15 protein-coding genes are annotated in these 16,829 nt (G+C 44.0%); 8 read left to right on the top strand and 7 right to left on the bottom strand.

What is annotated here, in order from left to right; translation table 11 throughout:
• Positions 1 to 3 precede the first annotated feature (3 nt).
• From tig to CXF65_RS03980, 4 genes are all read left to right on the top strand, one after another.
• Positions 4 to 1,347: a trigger factor gene (gene tig, locus CXF65_RS03995; protein WP_025652532.1), complete on the top strand. Its 1,344-nt coding sequence runs from the start codon at positions 4 to 6 to the stop codon at positions 1,345 to 1,347.
• A 351-nt stretch (positions 1,348 to 1,698) separates the two neighbouring features.
• Positions 1,699 to 2,376 carry an ATP-dependent Clp endopeptidase proteolytic subunit ClpP gene (gene clpP / locus CXF65_RS03990; protein WP_025652533.1) on the top strand — a complete coding sequence of 226 codons (678 nt, stop codon included), beginning with the start codon at positions 1,699 to 1,701 and terminating at the stop codon, positions 2,374 to 2,376.
• Positions 2,377 to 2,591: 215 nt separating this feature from the next.
• Complete coding sequence (gene clpX, locus CXF65_RS03985) at positions 2,592 to 3,869, top strand: ATP-dependent protease ATP-binding subunit ClpX (protein WP_025652534.1); 1,278 nt, start codon at positions 2,592 to 2,594, stop codon at positions 3,867 to 3,869.
• Between the two features lie 357 nt (positions 3,870 to 4,226).
• Positions 4,227 to 5,243, top strand: coding sequence for an SDR family NAD(P)-dependent oxidoreductase (locus CXF65_RS03980; RefSeq protein ID WP_101211120.1), 1,017 nt, complete (start codon positions 4,227 to 4,229; stop codon positions 5,241 to 5,243).
• A 117-nt stretch (positions 5,244 to 5,360) separates the two neighbouring features.
• On the opposite strand, the gene CXF65_RS03975 is transcribed toward CXF65_RS03980, so the two are convergent.
• The 3 genes from CXF65_RS03975 to argS all read right to left on the bottom strand — a co-directional run bounded on the left by CXF65_RS03975 (position 5,361) and on the right by argS (position 9,335).
• Positions 5,361 to 6,455 carry a PTS transporter subunit IIC gene (locus CXF65_RS03975; RefSeq protein ID WP_101211119.1) on the bottom strand — a complete coding sequence of 365 codons (1,095 nt, stop codon included), beginning with the start codon at positions 6,453 to 6,455 and terminating at the stop codon, positions 5,361 to 5,363.
• 145 nt (positions 6,456 to 6,600) lie between these two features.
• Positions 6,601 to 7,425, bottom strand: coding sequence for an SPOR domain-containing protein (locus tag CXF65_RS03970; protein WP_025652537.1), 825 nt, complete (start codon positions 7,423 to 7,425; stop codon positions 6,601 to 6,603).
• A gap of 80 nt (positions 7,426 to 7,505) precedes the next feature.
• A complete protein-coding gene (argS, locus tag CXF65_RS03965; protein ID WP_101211118.1) occupies positions 7,506 to 9,335 on the bottom strand; it encodes an arginine--tRNA ligase in 1,830 nt (609 codons plus the stop codon).
• Between the two features lie 611 nt (positions 9,336 to 9,946).
• On the opposite strand from argS, the gene CXF65_RS03960 reads away from it, so the two are divergent.
• Positions 9,947 to 10,165, top strand: coding sequence for a DUF2788 domain-containing protein (locus CXF65_RS03960; protein ID WP_025668532.1), 219 nt, complete (start codon positions 9,947 to 9,949; stop codon positions 10,163 to 10,165).
• Positions 10,166 to 10,334: 169 nt separating this feature from the next.
• On the opposite strand, the gene CXF65_RS03955 is transcribed toward CXF65_RS03960, so the two are convergent.
• From CXF65_RS03955 to cmoA, 4 genes are all read right to left on the bottom strand, one after another.
• Positions 10,335 to 11,447, bottom strand: a complete 1,113-nt coding sequence (locus CXF65_RS03955) for a DUF1176 domain-containing protein (protein WP_101211117.1) — start codon at positions 11,445 to 11,447, stop codon at positions 10,335 to 10,337.
• A gap of 32 nt (positions 11,448 to 11,479) precedes the next feature.
• Entirely contained in the window at positions 11,480 to 12,550 is a 1,071-nt protein-coding gene (cmoB, locus tag CXF65_RS03950; protein ID WP_101211116.1) for a tRNA 5-methoxyuridine(34)/uridine 5-oxyacetic acid(34) synthase CmoB, read from the bottom strand.
• A gap of 283 nt (positions 12,551 to 12,833) precedes the next feature.
• Positions 12,834 to 13,394, bottom strand: coding sequence for a hypothetical protein (locus CXF65_RS03945; protein WP_101211115.1), 561 nt, complete (start codon positions 13,392 to 13,394; stop codon positions 12,834 to 12,836).
• Positions 13,395 to 13,425: 31 nt separating this feature from the next.
• Entirely contained in the window at positions 13,426 to 14,199 is a 774-nt protein-coding gene (cmoA, locus tag CXF65_RS03940) for a carboxy-S-adenosyl-L-methionine synthase CmoA (protein WP_101211114.1), read from the bottom strand.
• A gap of 315 nt (positions 14,200 to 14,514) precedes the next feature.
• Between cmoA and msrA the strand changes: the two genes are divergently transcribed.
• From msrA to CXF65_RS03925, 3 genes are all read left to right on the top strand, one after another.
• The gene (gene msrA, locus CXF65_RS03935; protein WP_025650891.1) at positions 14,515 to 15,036 is read left to right on the top strand and encodes a peptide-methionine (S)-S-oxide reductase MsrA; all 522 of its coding nucleotides are present in this window, start codon (positions 14,515 to 14,517) and stop codon (positions 15,034 to 15,036) included.
• A gap of 174 nt (positions 15,037 to 15,210) precedes the next feature.
• Positions 15,211 to 15,879: a thiopurine S-methyltransferase gene (gene tmpT, locus CXF65_RS03930; protein WP_101211113.1), complete on the top strand. Its 669-nt coding sequence runs from the start codon at positions 15,211 to 15,213 to the stop codon at positions 15,877 to 15,879.
• A 69-nt stretch (positions 15,880 to 15,948) separates the two neighbouring features.
• Positions 15,949 to 16,662: a DUF1499 domain-containing protein gene (locus CXF65_RS03925; RefSeq protein WP_101211112.1), complete on the top strand. Its 714-nt coding sequence runs from the start codon at positions 15,949 to 15,951 to the stop codon at positions 16,660 to 16,662.
• Positions 16,663 to 16,829 lie beyond the last annotated feature (167 nt).

Raw genomic sequence — 16,829 nt, 5'->3', positions numbered from 1 at the left:
AACATGGCTACAGATTTACAAGTCACAACCAACAAGCTATCTAATAAAGAAACTCAGCTAACGGTTAAAGTACCCGTTGAAAAAATTCAAAACAAAGTTGAAGGCCGTATTCGCCAAGTAGCGAAAACTGCCAAGATTGACGGTTTCCGTAAAGGTAATGTCCCTATGTCACATATCCGTTCACAGTACGGTGCTGGCATTCAACAAGAAGTCATCAACGATGTGATCCGTGATACCGTTTTTGAAGCGATCAAATCTGAAGACATCCGCGCAGTTGGCATGCCTAACATCGACGATGTAAAACTAGAAGACGATTTCTTGGTTTATCAAGCCACTGTCGAGATCTTCCCAGAAGTTGACGTCCAAGGTATCGATGAAATCGAAGTTGAGCGTCACACAGCTAAAGTTAGCGAAGAAGACGTCGACACAATGATCGAAAACCTACAAAAACAACGTGAAGAGTTCGTTGAGAAAAAAGGTAAAGCGGCCAAAGATAACCAAGTAACCTTTGACTTTGAAGGCTCAATCGACGGCGAAAAATTCGAAGGCGGCTCATCTGAAGACTTCAAATTGGTCATCGGTAGCAACCAGATGATTCCAGGCTTTGAAGATGGTATCAAAGGCATGAAAGCTGGCGAAGAAAAAGTGATCGACGTCACGTTCCCAGAAGATTACCAAGCTGAGAACCTAGCGGGTAAAGAAGCGCAATTCAAAATCAACGTAAAATTGGTTGAAAAATCAAAATTACCTGAAATCAACGAAGAGTTCCTAGAGCTATTCGGTGTTAAAGAAGGCGGCGTTGAGAAATTAAAAGAAGACGTACGCAAAAACATGGAACGCGAAATCAAGAACGCAGCGCGTAGCCAAGTAAAACAAGCGACTTTTGATGCGCTACTAGAAAAGAACGAGTTTGACGTGCCAAACGCCATGCTAGAGCAAGAAATCGAGCGTCAACGCAACATGATGATGCAACGTTTTTCTCAGCAATTCGGTGCCAATGCTGATAGCTTCGATAAAGACATGCTGCCAAATGAATTGTTCGAAGAGCAAGCGCTACGTGCTGCCCGTCTTGGCATCATCGTTGCTCGTGTTATCGACACCAAAGGTATCGAAGTGGATCAAGACCGCGTTGAGACTTTCATTAAAGAAGCCGCTGAAAACTATGAAGATCCAGCAGAAGTGATCGAATACTACACCACTGATAAGCAACAGCGCGCGAACATTGAGTCTGTCGTTCTAGAAGACCAAGTGGTTGATTATCTAATCGAGCAAGGTAAAGTCACGGATAAAGAAGTGAGCTACCAAGATTTGCTAGCTGCTCAGCAACAACAGCAGCAAGCAATGTAATTTAGCATTTTAGCGCTACTGCTTTAGAATGTATTAAAAATGCCCTAACGCTCTGTTAGGGCATTTTTATTGGTGCTTTATGGCTTGTGCCCTTGATAAATGTCTATAGACGCCTTATTAATAGGGAGTCATTTATCGTTTGTCACATTAAAACGTTATTATTGCCCCCATAAAAAAGTTACCATTGGTTCAATTATTTTTAGCGACATCTGGCGCTTATTATTTTAGCCCGTTAGTATGATTAAAAGACGACAACATTTACAATGATAAGCATCAATAAAAGCTTGGCTGTTTGCTAATCCCTATTTCTTTATTCTCTTTATTTTATGTACTTATAAACAGGACATCTTTATGACAGATTATGATCGTATTACTGCTAACCCGCATTTTGATATGCTGATGAGTGCGCATGACAACGTACAAAGTACGACTCAAGCAGCATTGGTTCCTATGGTGGTTGAGCAGTCAGCGCGCGGTGAACGCTCGTTTGATATTTTCTCACGCCTATTACGTGAGCGTGTTATCTTTTTGACCGGTCAAGTTGAAGACCATATGGCCAACTTGATCGTCGCTCAGCTGCTATTTTTAGAAGCTGAAAACCCTGATAAAGACATCCATTTATATATCAACTCACCGGGCGGCTCCGTGAGCGCTGGTTTGGCTATTTTTGATACCATGAACTTTATCAAACCTGAAGTATCGACCATTTGTATGGGCGGCGCTTATAGCATGGGTTCGTTCTTATTGGCAGCAGGCGAAAAAGGCAAACGTTATGCCCTAGCCAACTCGCGCGTGATGATTCACCAACCATCAGGCGGCGCGCAAGGTCAAGCAACTGATATCGAAATTAATGCGCGTGAAATTCTAAAAACTCGTGCTCGCTTAAATGAGATTTTGGCTGAGCGTACCGGTCAACCAGTTGAGAAAATCGAAAAAGATGTCGAACGTGACTATTGGTTGGATGCCAAAGAGGCCAAAGAGTATGGTTTGGTCGACGAAGTATTAGAACGTCGCCCTAACTCATTATAATGATGATATAGCAGCTTTGATAAGCATTAAATGCCTTTGCCCTATGTACTTTGGCATTTATGCAAACAATCGGAATACTGATATAGTCGATTCAATTTAAAAGTAGTACAAGGCAACCGAGTGTAGATGTATAAGTGATACTTCAAGCGAGGTTAACGCAGTAATACTTTTATAGTGGAATGACTGTACGTTTTAAATTTTAGGAGTGCCTTTATATGGCAGAAGATAAAACACCGCATTGCTCTTTTTGTGGCAAAGAAAAAAGCGAAGTAAAACAGCTGATTGCCGCTGACGATGCCAATATCTGTAATGAGTGTATTGAGTTATGTACCGACCTGATTGCGGATGTTGATACCGACAATGACGATGCTGATGGCGATATTGATACCTCTTGGGTCAATAAAAAACTGCCGACGCCAAAAGAGCTGCGTGCCAAACTCGATGAGTATGTCATCGGGCAAGACGCTGCTAAAAAGGCCTTGGCGGTCGCTGTTTATAACCATTATAAGCGTCTAAAAGTCAGTCAGACTTTGGCGAATGATAGCAAAAAAGCTAAGATTGGCGCTGATGAAGCAATGGTTGAATTGTCAAAAAGCAATATCTTGCTGATTGGTCCGACAGGCTCTGGTAAGACCTTACTAGCGCAAACTTTAGCACGTCTGCTTGATGTGCCGTTTGCAATGGCCGATGCCACCACCTTGACCGAAGCGGGTTATGTTGGTGAAGACGTTGAGAACATTGTGCAAAAGCTCTTGCAAGCCTCGGATTACGATGTGAGCAAAGCTGAGCAGGGCATCATCTATATCGATGAGATTGATAAAATCAGTAAGAAAGGCGACAACCCTTCTATCACGCGTGACGTGTCGGGCGAAGGTGTACAGCAAGCCTTGCTAAAGCTTATCGAAGGCACGGTTGCTGCTATCCCGCCACACGGTGGGCGTAAGCATCCACAGCAAGAGCTGATCCAAGTCGATACCAGCAACATCCTTATCATCGTTGGTGGCGCGTTTGCCGGTCTTGATAAAGTCATCCAGCAGCGTACAGAAAAAACTGGTATTGGTTTCAATGCTGATGTCAGCTCAAAAGATGACAGTAAACGTAGCTCAGATTTGCTCCAGCAAGTCGAGCCAGAAGATTTAATCAAGTTCGGTCTGATTCCTGAGCTGATTGGTCGTCTGCCCGTGTTGGCCGCGCTGCAAGAGCTTGATGAAGAAGCGCTAGTACAAATATTGACGGAACCAAAGAACGCTTTGGTTAAGCAATATAAGTACTTGTTCGATATGGAAGGCGCTGATATTAGCTTTACCAAAGAAGCGCTTGATGCGATTGCCAAAAAAGCAATGGCACGCAAAACCGGTGCTCGCGGTTTACGCTCTATCGTAGAAAATGCGTTGCTTGATACTATGTATGAGCTGCCGTCTATGAAAGATGCAAAGACTGTGCTCGTCGATGAGCAAGTGATCAACGACGGCAAGACCCCTGAAATCGCTTAATATATAGTTCAATGATAACAGCTAATTATTTAATTGACTGTCATCAAAAAAAGCGTCTGGCATTATGCTAAGACGCTTTTTTTATGTCTGGTCATTTTTAATGATATAGGGTCTGTCTGCACAAACGCAGCAAGCAAGAAAAATGGATATCAGCAGTGCGTGATGGTTCGATATTACTTTTCACTGACTATAGGTGGCTCAAAAAATGACAGCTGCGTTTATCAATCGTGGGCAGGTAAATTCATAAATCATGCTAAGGTAAAGCGACTTCTTATGCGGTCTCCTTAGTCATGACTAAAGTGATGACCAAAGTTACGACCAAACCTCCCGAATCAATGATACAAAGGATTGTTCATCATGCTTAACAATGTTACTTCTATAGCAACCTCCCTACGTCAGCACCTCCCTTTTTCTGCTAATGAAAACCATGACATTACCCCCTATTACCGCAATCATGTCGCTGCTATCACTGGTGCCGGCTCTGGTATGGGTCGCGAGCTTGCCATTCATTTAGCAAAAATGGGCTGTCATGTCGCGCTATCCGATATCAATCCTGAGCAGTTAGCCCAAACCAAAGCACTGCTCGTCGGTTATGATGTCAAAGTCACTATGACCGTACTCGACGTCTCAGACAATAAAGCGGTGCAAGCGTGGGCAGACGACGTCATGAGCGATCACGGCAAAGTGAACTTCATCTTTAACAACGCAGGCGTGGCGCTATATTCGACCGTAGAAGGCAGCAGTATCGATGAGCTTGAATGGGTCATGGATATCAATTTTTGGGGTGTGGTCTATGGCACCAAAGCCTTTTTACCTTTGATCAAAAATAGCGTCAAAGAAAGCGAATCGACTAAAAGCGGTAAAGACAGCAAAGCACGCCAATTTGACGAACATGGTCACATCATTAATATCTCAAGTCTGTTTGGTTTGACCGCTCAGCCTTCGCAGTCTGCCTATAATTCCAGTAAGTTTGCGGTACGTGGCTTTACCGAGAGCCTACGTCAAGAGCTCGACATTCAGCGCTGCGGCGTCTCAGCGACTTGCATTCACCCAGGTGGCATCAAAACCAATATCGCCAATAGTGCGCGTGGTAATGACAGTATCAGTGACCTTGGAATGCGTGGTGGCAGCAAAGCGATCAGCAGTTTTAATAAATTCTTAAAGTTCGATGCCAGCGATGCCGCTTGGATTATTCTGCAAGCGGCCGCAAGCAACCAGTCGCGCTGCTTGATTGGTAACGATGCCAAAATGATCGACGCCGTACAGCGCTTGTTTCCAGCAAGCTATAGCAAAATACTGAATGACGTCAATAAGCTGTCACGCAAATTGAAAGGTAAGAAACCTGCCAGAACGGGTGTTCGTAAATCGGCCTAGTCGCTATAAGATTCAGATAAAGATAAAGATAAAGAACGGTCAAAAAAAGCCCCGCTACACTAGCAGGGCTTTTTTTGTTTTTTAGCCTTATCGAAAAGGTCAAACAGCCCTTGATGATTAAGGCAGTTTCATATCACCATCGACTAACCATCCCAGCCGGCGCATCATATAAGCGACTACGCCAGCAATCAGCGCAGGCAATACGAACATCAATAAGATAATCGCTGTCCATAGTTGAGCGCTACTCATAATCTCTTGTGACGCTTCAATGACGCCAAATACTCCTACCAGCCCAGCAGTACCCATACCCGCTCCTGTCGCCGTACACGCCAAGCCAAAGCCGACCGTGGCGATAGGACCAACGATGGCGCTAGCGACAACGGCAGGCAATAAGACCACAGGTTTTTTTAGCACGTTCGGAATTTGCAACATGCTCGTGCCTAGACCCTGAGAGACGACACCGCTGATCCCATTGTCTTTAAAACTGGCAACGGCAAAACCAATCATATGCGCCGCACAGCCAACCACAGCAGCGCCACCTGCTACACCACCAAGCCCAATAGCGATACAAATAGCAGCGCTAGAGGTTGGTAAGGTCAATAAAATACCCACCACTACTGCAATCACAATACCCATTAGTAATGGCTGTAGCTCAGTGGCCGCTTGAATACCTTGACCAATAGCAGCGACGGCAGCGACGATAGGCGGATTAAGCAAAGCACAAACTGCCAATGCCACGGCGCATACCAATAAAGGCACTAGCAGAATATCAAGCTTGGTCTTGCCAGCGACCCAAGTACCAGCGCGATAAGCAAATACCGAGGTCAGGTACGCGCCAATGGGATTGCCGGGTAACGCCACGAACGTCGCAGGTCCTCCCACTTGCGGGGTAAAAAGCGTCCCTGCCATCAACGCTTCAGAGTGCGCACCAAGCATCCCTGCTACCAAGCAGCTGAGCATAACCAAGGTCGGCGCTTTGAGGTAGTAAGCAATGCCCACACCGATACCAGCACCCATTAATACAGAGGCCAGCTTGCCGACTGCGATGAGTGCTGGCAAGTCTAACCAACCACCGATTTGTGAGATAATCAAACCAGCAATCAATGTGACAAATAGCCCTAAAGCCATACCCGTAAAAGCATCGATAAAATATTTTTGAAAAAAGGCTTTAACGTTGCCAGTAGGCGGTGTTGCTGAGTCAGATATTGTCATAGCCATACTCTTTGTGAAGATTTTAATAAGATAGAATAAACCAAAAACATAAAACACTCTTGTTAAAAATCAGAGATAAAAAAAGCGTCATTGCGACGCTTTCTTATTATTAACACATGACTAAAACGAGCACAAAGCATTCAACCTAACGGCGCTGCTCAACGATGATGGAGTCAATGCCGTTGTTTTGTAGGCGCTGCTGCGCACTAGCAACCGCTTGACGGTTATTCATCGGACGCGAGATGACCTGATAAATTGGCAAACCATTACCCGTGGTGTTTTTGACCACTCTGGCATCCACGCCAGCCATGAGCACTTGCGCACGGCGACGGTCAGCTTCATCGGCATCACCAAAGCTGTTAATCTGTAAGATATAGGTCGCCGCAGGTTTGGCAGGTTGGACGCTAGCCGCATTCGTCCCTGAATTATTGGCTCGGTTTGCCGTATTGCCACTATTACTAGTCGCCGGCGCGCCATCATAGGTAGCGTCTTCTTCAACGATAACGATATCATCGCTATTATTGGCCGTACCAGCATTGTTACCACGGCTTGGCTCGATCACGGTGCTTTCAGAAATACCAAAGTTACCCGTATCATCATTGCGACTGGCTGAATTGCTCTCCGGTTGAGTAACGACGACGTCCGGCTCAAAAGCACCGATACTGCCCAAGCCATCATTACCTGTTTCACCGATATTTTCATCAGGGATGGTCGCCATCTCTTGATTAGGCAAGATATCGTAGAACTCGTAATCGCTATTATCGGTATCGGTATCGACGCGGGGCTCTACCTGCCGATCAGGATCATTACCGGCAGTGCTATCAGCGGGACTAAAATCAAATAATGGTGAGAGGTACAAAAACACCCCGATCATTAGGGTCAATACTGCCCCGACAAACATCCATAATAAACCTGATACGCTACTTGATTTGCGCTTTTCGGTCGCACCTTTAGGTTTTTTGGCTAGCATGGATCTCTTTCTCCCTACTGAATCTATCTGTCGTTATCGAATTATCGTCGAATTATTGCTATCGCTCGTCTGTATATGTTCTACATGCTAGACGGTGCAGATAACCCTAATAAACTAAGCCCATTGGACACTACTTGACGTACCGCTTTTGACAAGCGCAGACGGGCTTGCATCATATCGAGCTCTTCTTGGCTTGGCGTCTCACCTGAGGTCAAGCTCACTGGCAGAATACGATTGCTATCGTACCAGCCGTGGAAGAGTGCTGCCAAATCTTTTAGATAGTTGGTCAGTACATGCGGCTCATAGCCTGTAGCAGCTCGTAACAGTGTCGCTGGATAGGCCGCTAAGAGTTTGATTAGCTCATCTTCACTAGGCGCTGTCAGCAAGTTTTGGTGCTGGGCACCAATCAAATCGTCTACAATCAGACCACTGGATTCTAGCTTTTCTAATACGCGGCAAACCCGTGCATGCGCGTATTGAATGTAATAGACCAAGTTGTCTTTGCTTTGTGATTTGGCCAGCTCTAAATCGAAGTCGACGTGCACTTCAGGCTTACGCGCGACATAATAGAAGCGCGCTGCATCGTTACCGACTTCATGACGCAGCTCGCGCAAGGTGACAAACTTGCCTGAACGCGACGACATTTGCACTTTTTCACTGCCGCGCCATAATGCTACGAATTGAACCAGCACCACATCAAGGCGTTCTGCATCAATCCCCAAAGCTAACAACGCCGCTTTTACCCGTGGCACATAACCATGGTGATCCGCGCCCCAAACGTTGACGACTTTATCAAAGCCACGATCGAACTTATTTTTATGATAAGCGATATCAGAGGCAAAGTAAGTCGATTGTCCATTGGCACGGCGTACCACACGATCTTTTTCATCACCAAAATCAGTCGATTTAAACCAAATATTGCCGTCTTTTTCGTACAGATAGCCTTTATCCTCTAAAATCTGTAAAACCGGCGCAATCTCACTATCAATGGATCTTTCGCTAAACCAGCATTCATAACGCACACCAAAGTCATTTAAGTCGTCTTTGATATCAGCCAGAATACTGCTCAATGCTGCATTTAAAAACAGCTCATAGGCATCACCAAGCAACGCTTTGCTGTTAGCAATCAGACCATCAATATGCGCTTCTTTGTCGCCTGATAACAATGTTTTTTCACCATCATCATTGATTTCAAACTGGGCATCTTCTGGCGCATTTTTAGCAACGTCTATAAAGCTGTGCACGTAGCTAGTGCCATGTTGTGCTTTTAGTGTTTGGGCAATATCACTGACATAGTCGCCTTGATAGCCGTTCACGGGAAAAGTTATTTGTTCACCGTTGGCTTCTAGATAACGCAGATACGTACTGGTCGCTAAGATGTCCATTTGCCGACCGGCATCGTTGACATAATACTCACGAGTGACGTCATAACCAATGGCTTCGAGCAAGTTTGCCACGCTCATGCCAAACGCAGCACCGCGTCCATGACCGACATGTAAACTAGAGGTTGGATTGGCGGATACGAACTCAACCTGTACCTTTTGCCCTTCGAACTGGTCGCTCAAACCAAAGCGATCCTGTTGTTTAAAAATATCGTCTAACACCGAAAACTTAGCGTCGGCATTTAAAAAGACATTGATAAAGCCTGGACCCGCGATTTCTACTTGGCGAATGTCTTGGTTGTCAGGCAGCGCATTGACGATTTTTTCGGCAAGCTGGCGTGGATTGCTCTTAGCCGCTTTGGCAGCCGTCAGCGCGATATTACTGGCAAAATCACCGTGGCTTAAATCTTTCGTACGGGTGATTTGACTGTTATTTTGCCAATCAGCTGGCAACGCGCCATCGGCTTGTAAGGTTTGAACCGCATCATTAAATAAGGATGCTAGCGTATCAATTTGGGCTTGTGACATAGGACTATAAACTCAGATAAATAAAAAATGGTACAAAAAATGGGGCGAATGCGCGCAGTCGGTAACGGCTTATTATAATAGCGACTGACATGGCAGGTGACAAATTAATATAAAAAGATAAGTAACCTGTAAATATAACAATCTTTGCGCTTTATTGCACTATTTGCGCCAAAATTAGCACCAAAATCTTACGGTTATGAAGGTTGGTACTCATATTTGAGATTAATTGGCAGTTATTTAGCATTTCGGGTTCAGATTGAGAACACGCCTTAATAAAAAATGCAATTGTAGCGTTACTGTTGTCTCACTGATAGCAGCAGTTTATACCTGCTTACTTCCGCGTTATAATGACGCTTTGTATTTTGCCCCTCTATTTAATTTTCATTTATTATTTTATTGCTGCTCATTATTTGAGGAGTGATGCACTTTTTTAAAGTGATTTTTAAAAAGCGATAAAGTTGGTTCACTATAATTTGGATATAAGGAAGCTGAGCGAAAGTACTACCAATAGTAGACCAAGCAAGGCTAACACCCTATCCAATTTATAGTGAATTGACTATAAGATAATAGCGTTAAATAGATGGCATGTTACTACTCTATAGGATTAAGCCATGTTTGCTATTGCTGCCAGTACCGTCACCAGTTGGGGGCTGTACGTACTATTACCCATATTTATTGCGTTTTTATTCTTTATCATTTGGGACTTATCAAAACGCTCTGAAGCCGGTCGCGCCGGTACTTTTTGGATGTTTTTAGCGCTTGGTGCGGGCTTTATAGGATTTATACTCAAGGTGCTAATAGAAGTGGCGTTTAACAAATGGTTCATTTAAACAGATCTCTTATTTATAAACCATAAGAAAAACGGATAGCGCTATTCGTCAATGATAATATGACTGACCCTGTCGCTAATAGACAAAGTCACCAATAAAGAGCCGTCGCTGCCAAAGTCATTATTCATGTTGTTTATGTGAGTGTATTAAAGCAAATCATTCACTTATCTCACTGCGAGATAACGTCACTCACGTAAGTCGGCAAATCCCACGCGCCACCGGCGAAACCCCGGCACATTCCTGTGCTGGAATCTTCCGCTTGAACAAAGTCTTTTCCATCCCAAACCCATATCGCCCGATTCCAGCAATCACCAAACCCGCGGTCTTTGTGTGTTGCCCAAATCTCGCCATTAGAATAATCATTGCCCATGGTAGTAATTAGCTGCGAACGACGGGGTTTTGCCTTGTCAATCAGCCAATAACCATAGCCTTCGTTGTATGCGCCCTGCCAACAAATATGACTGGCTAATGTATGGGTAGCATCTACGGGTGTAAATTCCCAGTCTAGCCTATCAGCGCCATATTCTTGCATTCGTTGGTACGCTTCGGTCTTTGGATTGACCAGCTCACAGTCTCCCATATCGTCTTCAGAGCCGATAAGCTCCTTAGCATCAATATCAATCCACTTATTTATATTTTTTTGAAAATACACTAGCTTTGCAGGGTCGAGCTGCTGTTTATCATCAGAATATGAGATCGCTTTTTTAATCACAGGTTTTGCTTTGGCTGCTTTAGGCCTTTGCCGATTGGGATTGTTTTTGCTTACCAGTGCTATCGATGTGCCCACTCGCCCTTGCACCTCGTCAAGCTTGAGCAGCACGGCACTCATGCCTTTATCGCTGATTATCCAACGATCATCACCCGCTCTTATCTCTATCTTAGTATTTTGACGCGAATGACTTAGAAGCTGCTGAGTTTGCTTAGTATTAAGCTCACCCTTCTCAATGGCACCATAATTTTTATTGTTTAGCCAAAGCTCTGTTGCCCTCAATTCATTGTCGCTACTATCCACCTTGTCTTCTTGGTATTCAAAAGCCACCTGTACATCTGGTATCGACTTTTGCGGTAAGGCTGTCAACAAAATCGAGGCAGGCGTATCCAACATACTCTCATCCGCATAACCCGCTGCTCGGCAAGTCAAGGTATTATCACAGACCAGTTGCCAATCATCCTGCACAAAGCCCCACCCTTCAAATGGCGTACCATAGGCAGCATGAGCAGATATGGACGTCAATGGCAGCAAACCCATCATAGCACTGAGTAAAATCGTTAACTTTTTCACTGCCCATTTTCCTTATGGTAGGTAAGTACGAGCTACTTTTTGGCAATCAAGGTCGCGCGCATCGGTGCAGGATAGCCTTCGAGGGTTTTGCTAGAATCATTGGGGTCTAAAAAATCGGCTAACGAATGATAGGTCATCCATTCCGTTTTACGTTGTTCCTCAATCGAGGTTACGGCTACATCTACGCAGCGCACGTCTGAGAATCCAGCCTTTTCTAGCCAGCCAATTAATGCGGCGACTGACGGCAAAAAATACACGTTATTCATTTGCGCATAGCGATCATGCGGCACCAGTACCGTATTGGCATCGCCTTCAATGACCAAAGTCTCAAGCACCAACTCACCACCTTTTACCAACTGTCCTTTGAGTTGTTGCAGGTGCTCAAAGGGTGACTGACGATGATACAGCACGCCCATACTAAACACGGTATCAAACAGCTGACTGTGCTCTGGCAATGCTTCTAATGGTACGGGAATATAATGGGTACGATAACGACCTGTACCATGAACATGAGCATCAGCGTTACCCACAAAATGACGAATCGCCATAAACTGATGATAAAACAGGCAAGACGGATCAATGATAATTACTGTATCCGCGCCAGCCCCTGCCATACGCCAACCGTGATAACCGGAGCCGCCGCCGACATCTAAAACACGCCGACCTTTTAAATTTCCTAAATGCGGTGCGACCCGCTGCCACTTCCAATCACTGTGCCACTCGGTATCTATAAAAATTGGCGCGGCTTGTTGATCTTCATTCTGACCACTATCGACTTGACCACCAATCTGAAAAGGCCCTTTGCGCCATGGCATCAATTGCTTTAGTAGCGCCATGGTTTGTTTGCGCTCAGAGTCACTCAACGGCGCATTAATCGTCAATATGTCACTGTCCAAATCCACATTATAAACGGCTAATGTTGGCAAACGTGCTACCGACGCTTGATAAGCCGGCGCATGCGCATAGTTGGCTTTATCCTTGATATCATTTAACCACGTGGGTAATTTTGACAGCCACTCATAGGCGCTCGGCTGCTGCTGTGCCAGCTCTAATAAGGTTAAATACAGTTCGCGTTCGGCGTGGATGATAGTGTCGTTAAGCATAAAAGCAGATTACCGTGTTGATTGTTATTTAAATGGATAATAATGAAAACAGTGAAAGTAAAGAAAAAGCAAAAAAAATGAGCCTCAAGATTGGAGTGCTTTAAAAGTGGGCAAATATGCGAGGCATAGCTCGGTGTTCTTTAATAATTATGCTCACGCCTCGTCCCTCGGCAGAAGCATATACTTCGTAGGGTGTGCCCAGCGCACCTGAAATTTCTTTAAATAGAATTTTCTAATAGCTCATAACGCGAGTATTTACTTGTGCCATTAAATTAAGTATACGCTACGCATTTCCTTGTAGAATCTCCGCTTCACTACGAAGGTCGTCGTACTCAAAAACACTATCACTATTATCCTGACCTTTAAAAACAATTTTGCCTTCTTCTAGCCAACCTAATACATTTTTAGCGTTGCTAATAATCTCGGGATAAAAGTCATCTAAAATATCGTTTAATTCATCATTTGGTATCGAAGTATCGTAATCTGTTAAGCGAACTCCGTATGCCATCCCTAGCCTTTCAAGAAACTTGTAATTATCGTGATACAAATGATACATTTCATGAATCGCATCACCACAACCTTCATCTCTATTGATAATTGAGTTTAGATATTCTGTTATTCGGTCTGCTTCAAACTTGTAAAAATGGACGTATCTTGCAAAACTATCATAGTAATCCTTAAAACTATCTTCAGAACTATAATCAAAGGAAATCAGCTCAAGATACAAATCAGGGTTGCTAGACTCTAATACGTTGTCTTCATACAACCATTGTTCAAACGATTGTATGCTCATTTTTTTTGTTAACACTTGATGAATATGTTGTTCAGCTATAGATGGAATCATATTAGTGCCTTGTTTGCCCCCAAAATAAATCCTATTTAAACGCCACCACAGAAACGAAATTCAAAAACTGAAACCACGTGAGATGCCGCGCGAAACCAACTTGTCCTAAACGCTGATGATGCTCATCTAAAGTATCGGTAATCAAGACGTTTTCTAGCGCATTACGCTTGCCGCTAATTTCCATCTCGGTATAGCCGTTGGCGCGCTTAAAGTCGTAATAACGCTCAACCAACCATGCATCATACTGCTCATCAAACGCATGGGTTTTCTCAGTTAGTACTAGTATGCCACCTTCACTTAATGCGGCATAAATTTTCTCTAATACTGCAACTCTATCGGCAGCAGGTAAAAACTGTAACGTTAAGTTCAAAATCACCATATCGCAGGGTTCAAGCTCAATATCACGAATATCCGCAGTGATCACTTCTATATCGTGCTCAGGATAATGATCATTCAATAAAGTCGTCGCTTCAGCGGTCATTGCAGGCGAAATATCAATCGCTTTAATTTGTAAGTCTTGCGGCTCAAACTCACCAGCGAGTGCCATACTTGCGCCACCAAGCGAGCAACCCAAATCATAGATACGACTGACACGCTGACCCTTATCATCCTGCTGACGATATTTACAATGACGACGAGCAAAGATAGGCAGCATGGCCAATACTTGACCGTAACCGGGAACACTGCGGCGAATCATATCAGGGAAACAAGCCACCACTTGCTCATCAAAGGAAAAGCGCGCCGCTTTATCGAGTGGCGTTGTGAATAAGGTGTCATGTTTGATAGCAGGCTTGGCTTGGTTCATGGTGCGACTCGTTTTTGGTTTTTGGTTTTCGACATTGAAACTTTGATTGGGAAATGCTCAGTGGTTCTGATCGATACTATTTAATCGATGCTATTCAACTGATAGCGTTAGCCCAGAGCGGACTAACGTAGCAAAAGCCCATTATAACATTACTGTTTGTTACTTATCGCAGCCAACTGCCCTGCTAAGCTGATTAGGTCGCGCTAAGGGTAATAAATTCTTCAAAGTAACAAGTCATTGAAAAATGACATCATTGCATCCAAATAAAGACCTTAGCCTATCTCTATAACAACATCTATAATAATAGGAAAAATTATGCAAACCATTATATTAGGCGGTGGCTGTTTCTGGTGCACCGAATCTGTATTTTTATCCGTCAAAGGCGTACAGTCTGTCGTTTCAGGCTATATGGGCGGCGATGCTGTCTCTGCTAACTATGAAGCCGTCTGCGGCGGCGACACCGGACACGTTGAAGTCATCAAGGTTAAGTTTGATGAGTCTATCGTCCCGTTAGAAGTCATACTCGATGTTTTCTTTGCCACTCACGATCCCACCACGATGGATCGTCAAGGCAATGATGTTGGTAGCCAATATCGCAGCGTGGTGTTTTACACAGACGAAGATCAAAAACCAACCGTCGATCGCACAATCAACAAACTACGCGACATGGGTCTCAACGTCGTCACAGAAGTACACCCTGCCGTTGAATTTTATCAAGCAGAAGAGACCCATCAAGACTTCTTCAATAGAAATCCGGGACAGGCTTATTGCAACTTCGCCATACCGCCAAAGCTTGCCAAATTGCGTAAAGAGTTCAGTAAGTACATGGTGAGCTAAACAAAACGTTAAATAAGAAACTGCTGAAAAAGCATAGTTCTTAGAGCGACTTTTAATCATAGCCAAACGCTTATTCCATAGGCGTTTGGCTTTTTAATACCCTTAGTATTATTAACCAAAAAGCTATTATAAAAATAACTAATAATATAAACTTCAATGAATAAAGGCGAACTTATGAACCCTGAATTTTGGCAAGCGCGCTGGCAAGAGAAACGCATTGGTTTTAATCAGTCTGAAGTTAATCCGTTATTAACGAAATACTTTAGCCATTTAAACGTGCCCACTGGTGGTCGAGTATTTGTGCCTTTATGTGGTAAGTCAATAGATATGGCATGGCTAGCAGCGCAAGGCTATGACGTGGTTGGCGTTGAACTGGTTGAGACAGCCGTACAAGAATTCTTTGCTGAACAAAATATCATACCTACTGTACATCAGCATGTGCGTAATCCAGCGATCAAATATTATCAAGGTCAGCTAACAGGACGAACAATAACGTTATGGGTCGCTGATATTTTTGCGCTAACAGCTGAGGATATTGGCTTTGTCGATGCAGTATATGATAAAGCGGCATTGATTGCCCTGCCAGCCAATATGCGTATGAAATATAGCGAGCACGTACACAAACTTGGTGTTAATGTGAGTAATAAAATAGCGCCGCAACTGTTACTCACATTGAATTATGACCAAAGTAAAAAGAATGGACCACCCTTCTCGATTAGTAGCGAACAGATACAGCAATACTATGGCGAGCACTATCAAATTAACGAGCTGATAAATGAACCTGCTACTATTGGCTCCGCACCTGAGCTAAAAGTCACTGAGCATGTTTGGCTGTTGAATTAAATATAAGCTTAATTATCGCAATGATTCAATAGTGATTAAGCGACGATTAAATCATAACGGAGAAACCTAATGAAAGCTTTAGTTAGTCTCGTCAGCTTAATCGCCTTTTTGCTGGTGGCGCTACCCGGTCCGCTTTATAAATATGGCATCGTCGATTTGGGTACCGCCTTTACGGGATTTAAATTCGGCGTGTTTGCTGGCATCGCTGCCCTTATCTTACTCGTTTTACAAATGATATTTAAACGCAAAACAGTGACACTTGGTAGCACGGTAATAGCGCTGCTACTGTCTGCTATTGCCATAGCTATGCCGCTAAGTATGATGAATAAAGGCAAAAGTGTACCGCCTATTCACGATATATCGACCGACTTGATTAATCCACCTAAGTTTGTGGCCATTGCCCCACTACGCGCTGATGCGCCAAATCCCGTTGAGTACGCAGGTGCGGAAGCTGCAAAACAACAACGTGACGCCTATCCGGATCTGAAAACCTTGAGCTATACGCAATCAAAGTCTGAATTGATCAAGGCGACCGAACAAGCCATCAATAATTTAGGCTGGGATTTGGTAAATAGTGATGTGGATAAAGGCATTGTCGAAGCGACAGATAGTACGATGTGGTTCGGCTTTAAAGACGACGTTGTCGTACGTGTGACGGATAACGGCAGTGAGCGTCTGCTCGATATTCGCAGTAAGTCACGGGTTGGCGGTAGCGATTTGGGCAAAAATGCAGAGCGCATTCATAACTTTATTAATGAGTTGGATAAGGTTTTGGAGAAGTAGTTGGGTTTTAGTGAAAATAAGGATCTACTAAGATGCTAGGCATTTTGACACTAGACTTTTCCATCCAAAACCCTCTCCTAACCTCACGCCAGCGTCCATTTATAGTAACTGAGTGCTTCGATACCTTTTCTTTACTATTTAGATTGGTTACTCTAAGTCCATACTGC

Origin of the sequence: Psychrobacter sp. Sarcosine-3u-12, from assembly GCF_002836005.1 — a bacterium.
GTDB classification, from domain to species: domain Bacteria; phylum Pseudomonadota; class Gammaproteobacteria; order Pseudomonadales; family Moraxellaceae; genus Psychrobacter; species Psychrobacter okhotskensis.
The sequence above is the reverse complement of the archived record's forward strand: the minus strand, read 5'-3'. Positions and strand labels throughout refer to the sequence as shown.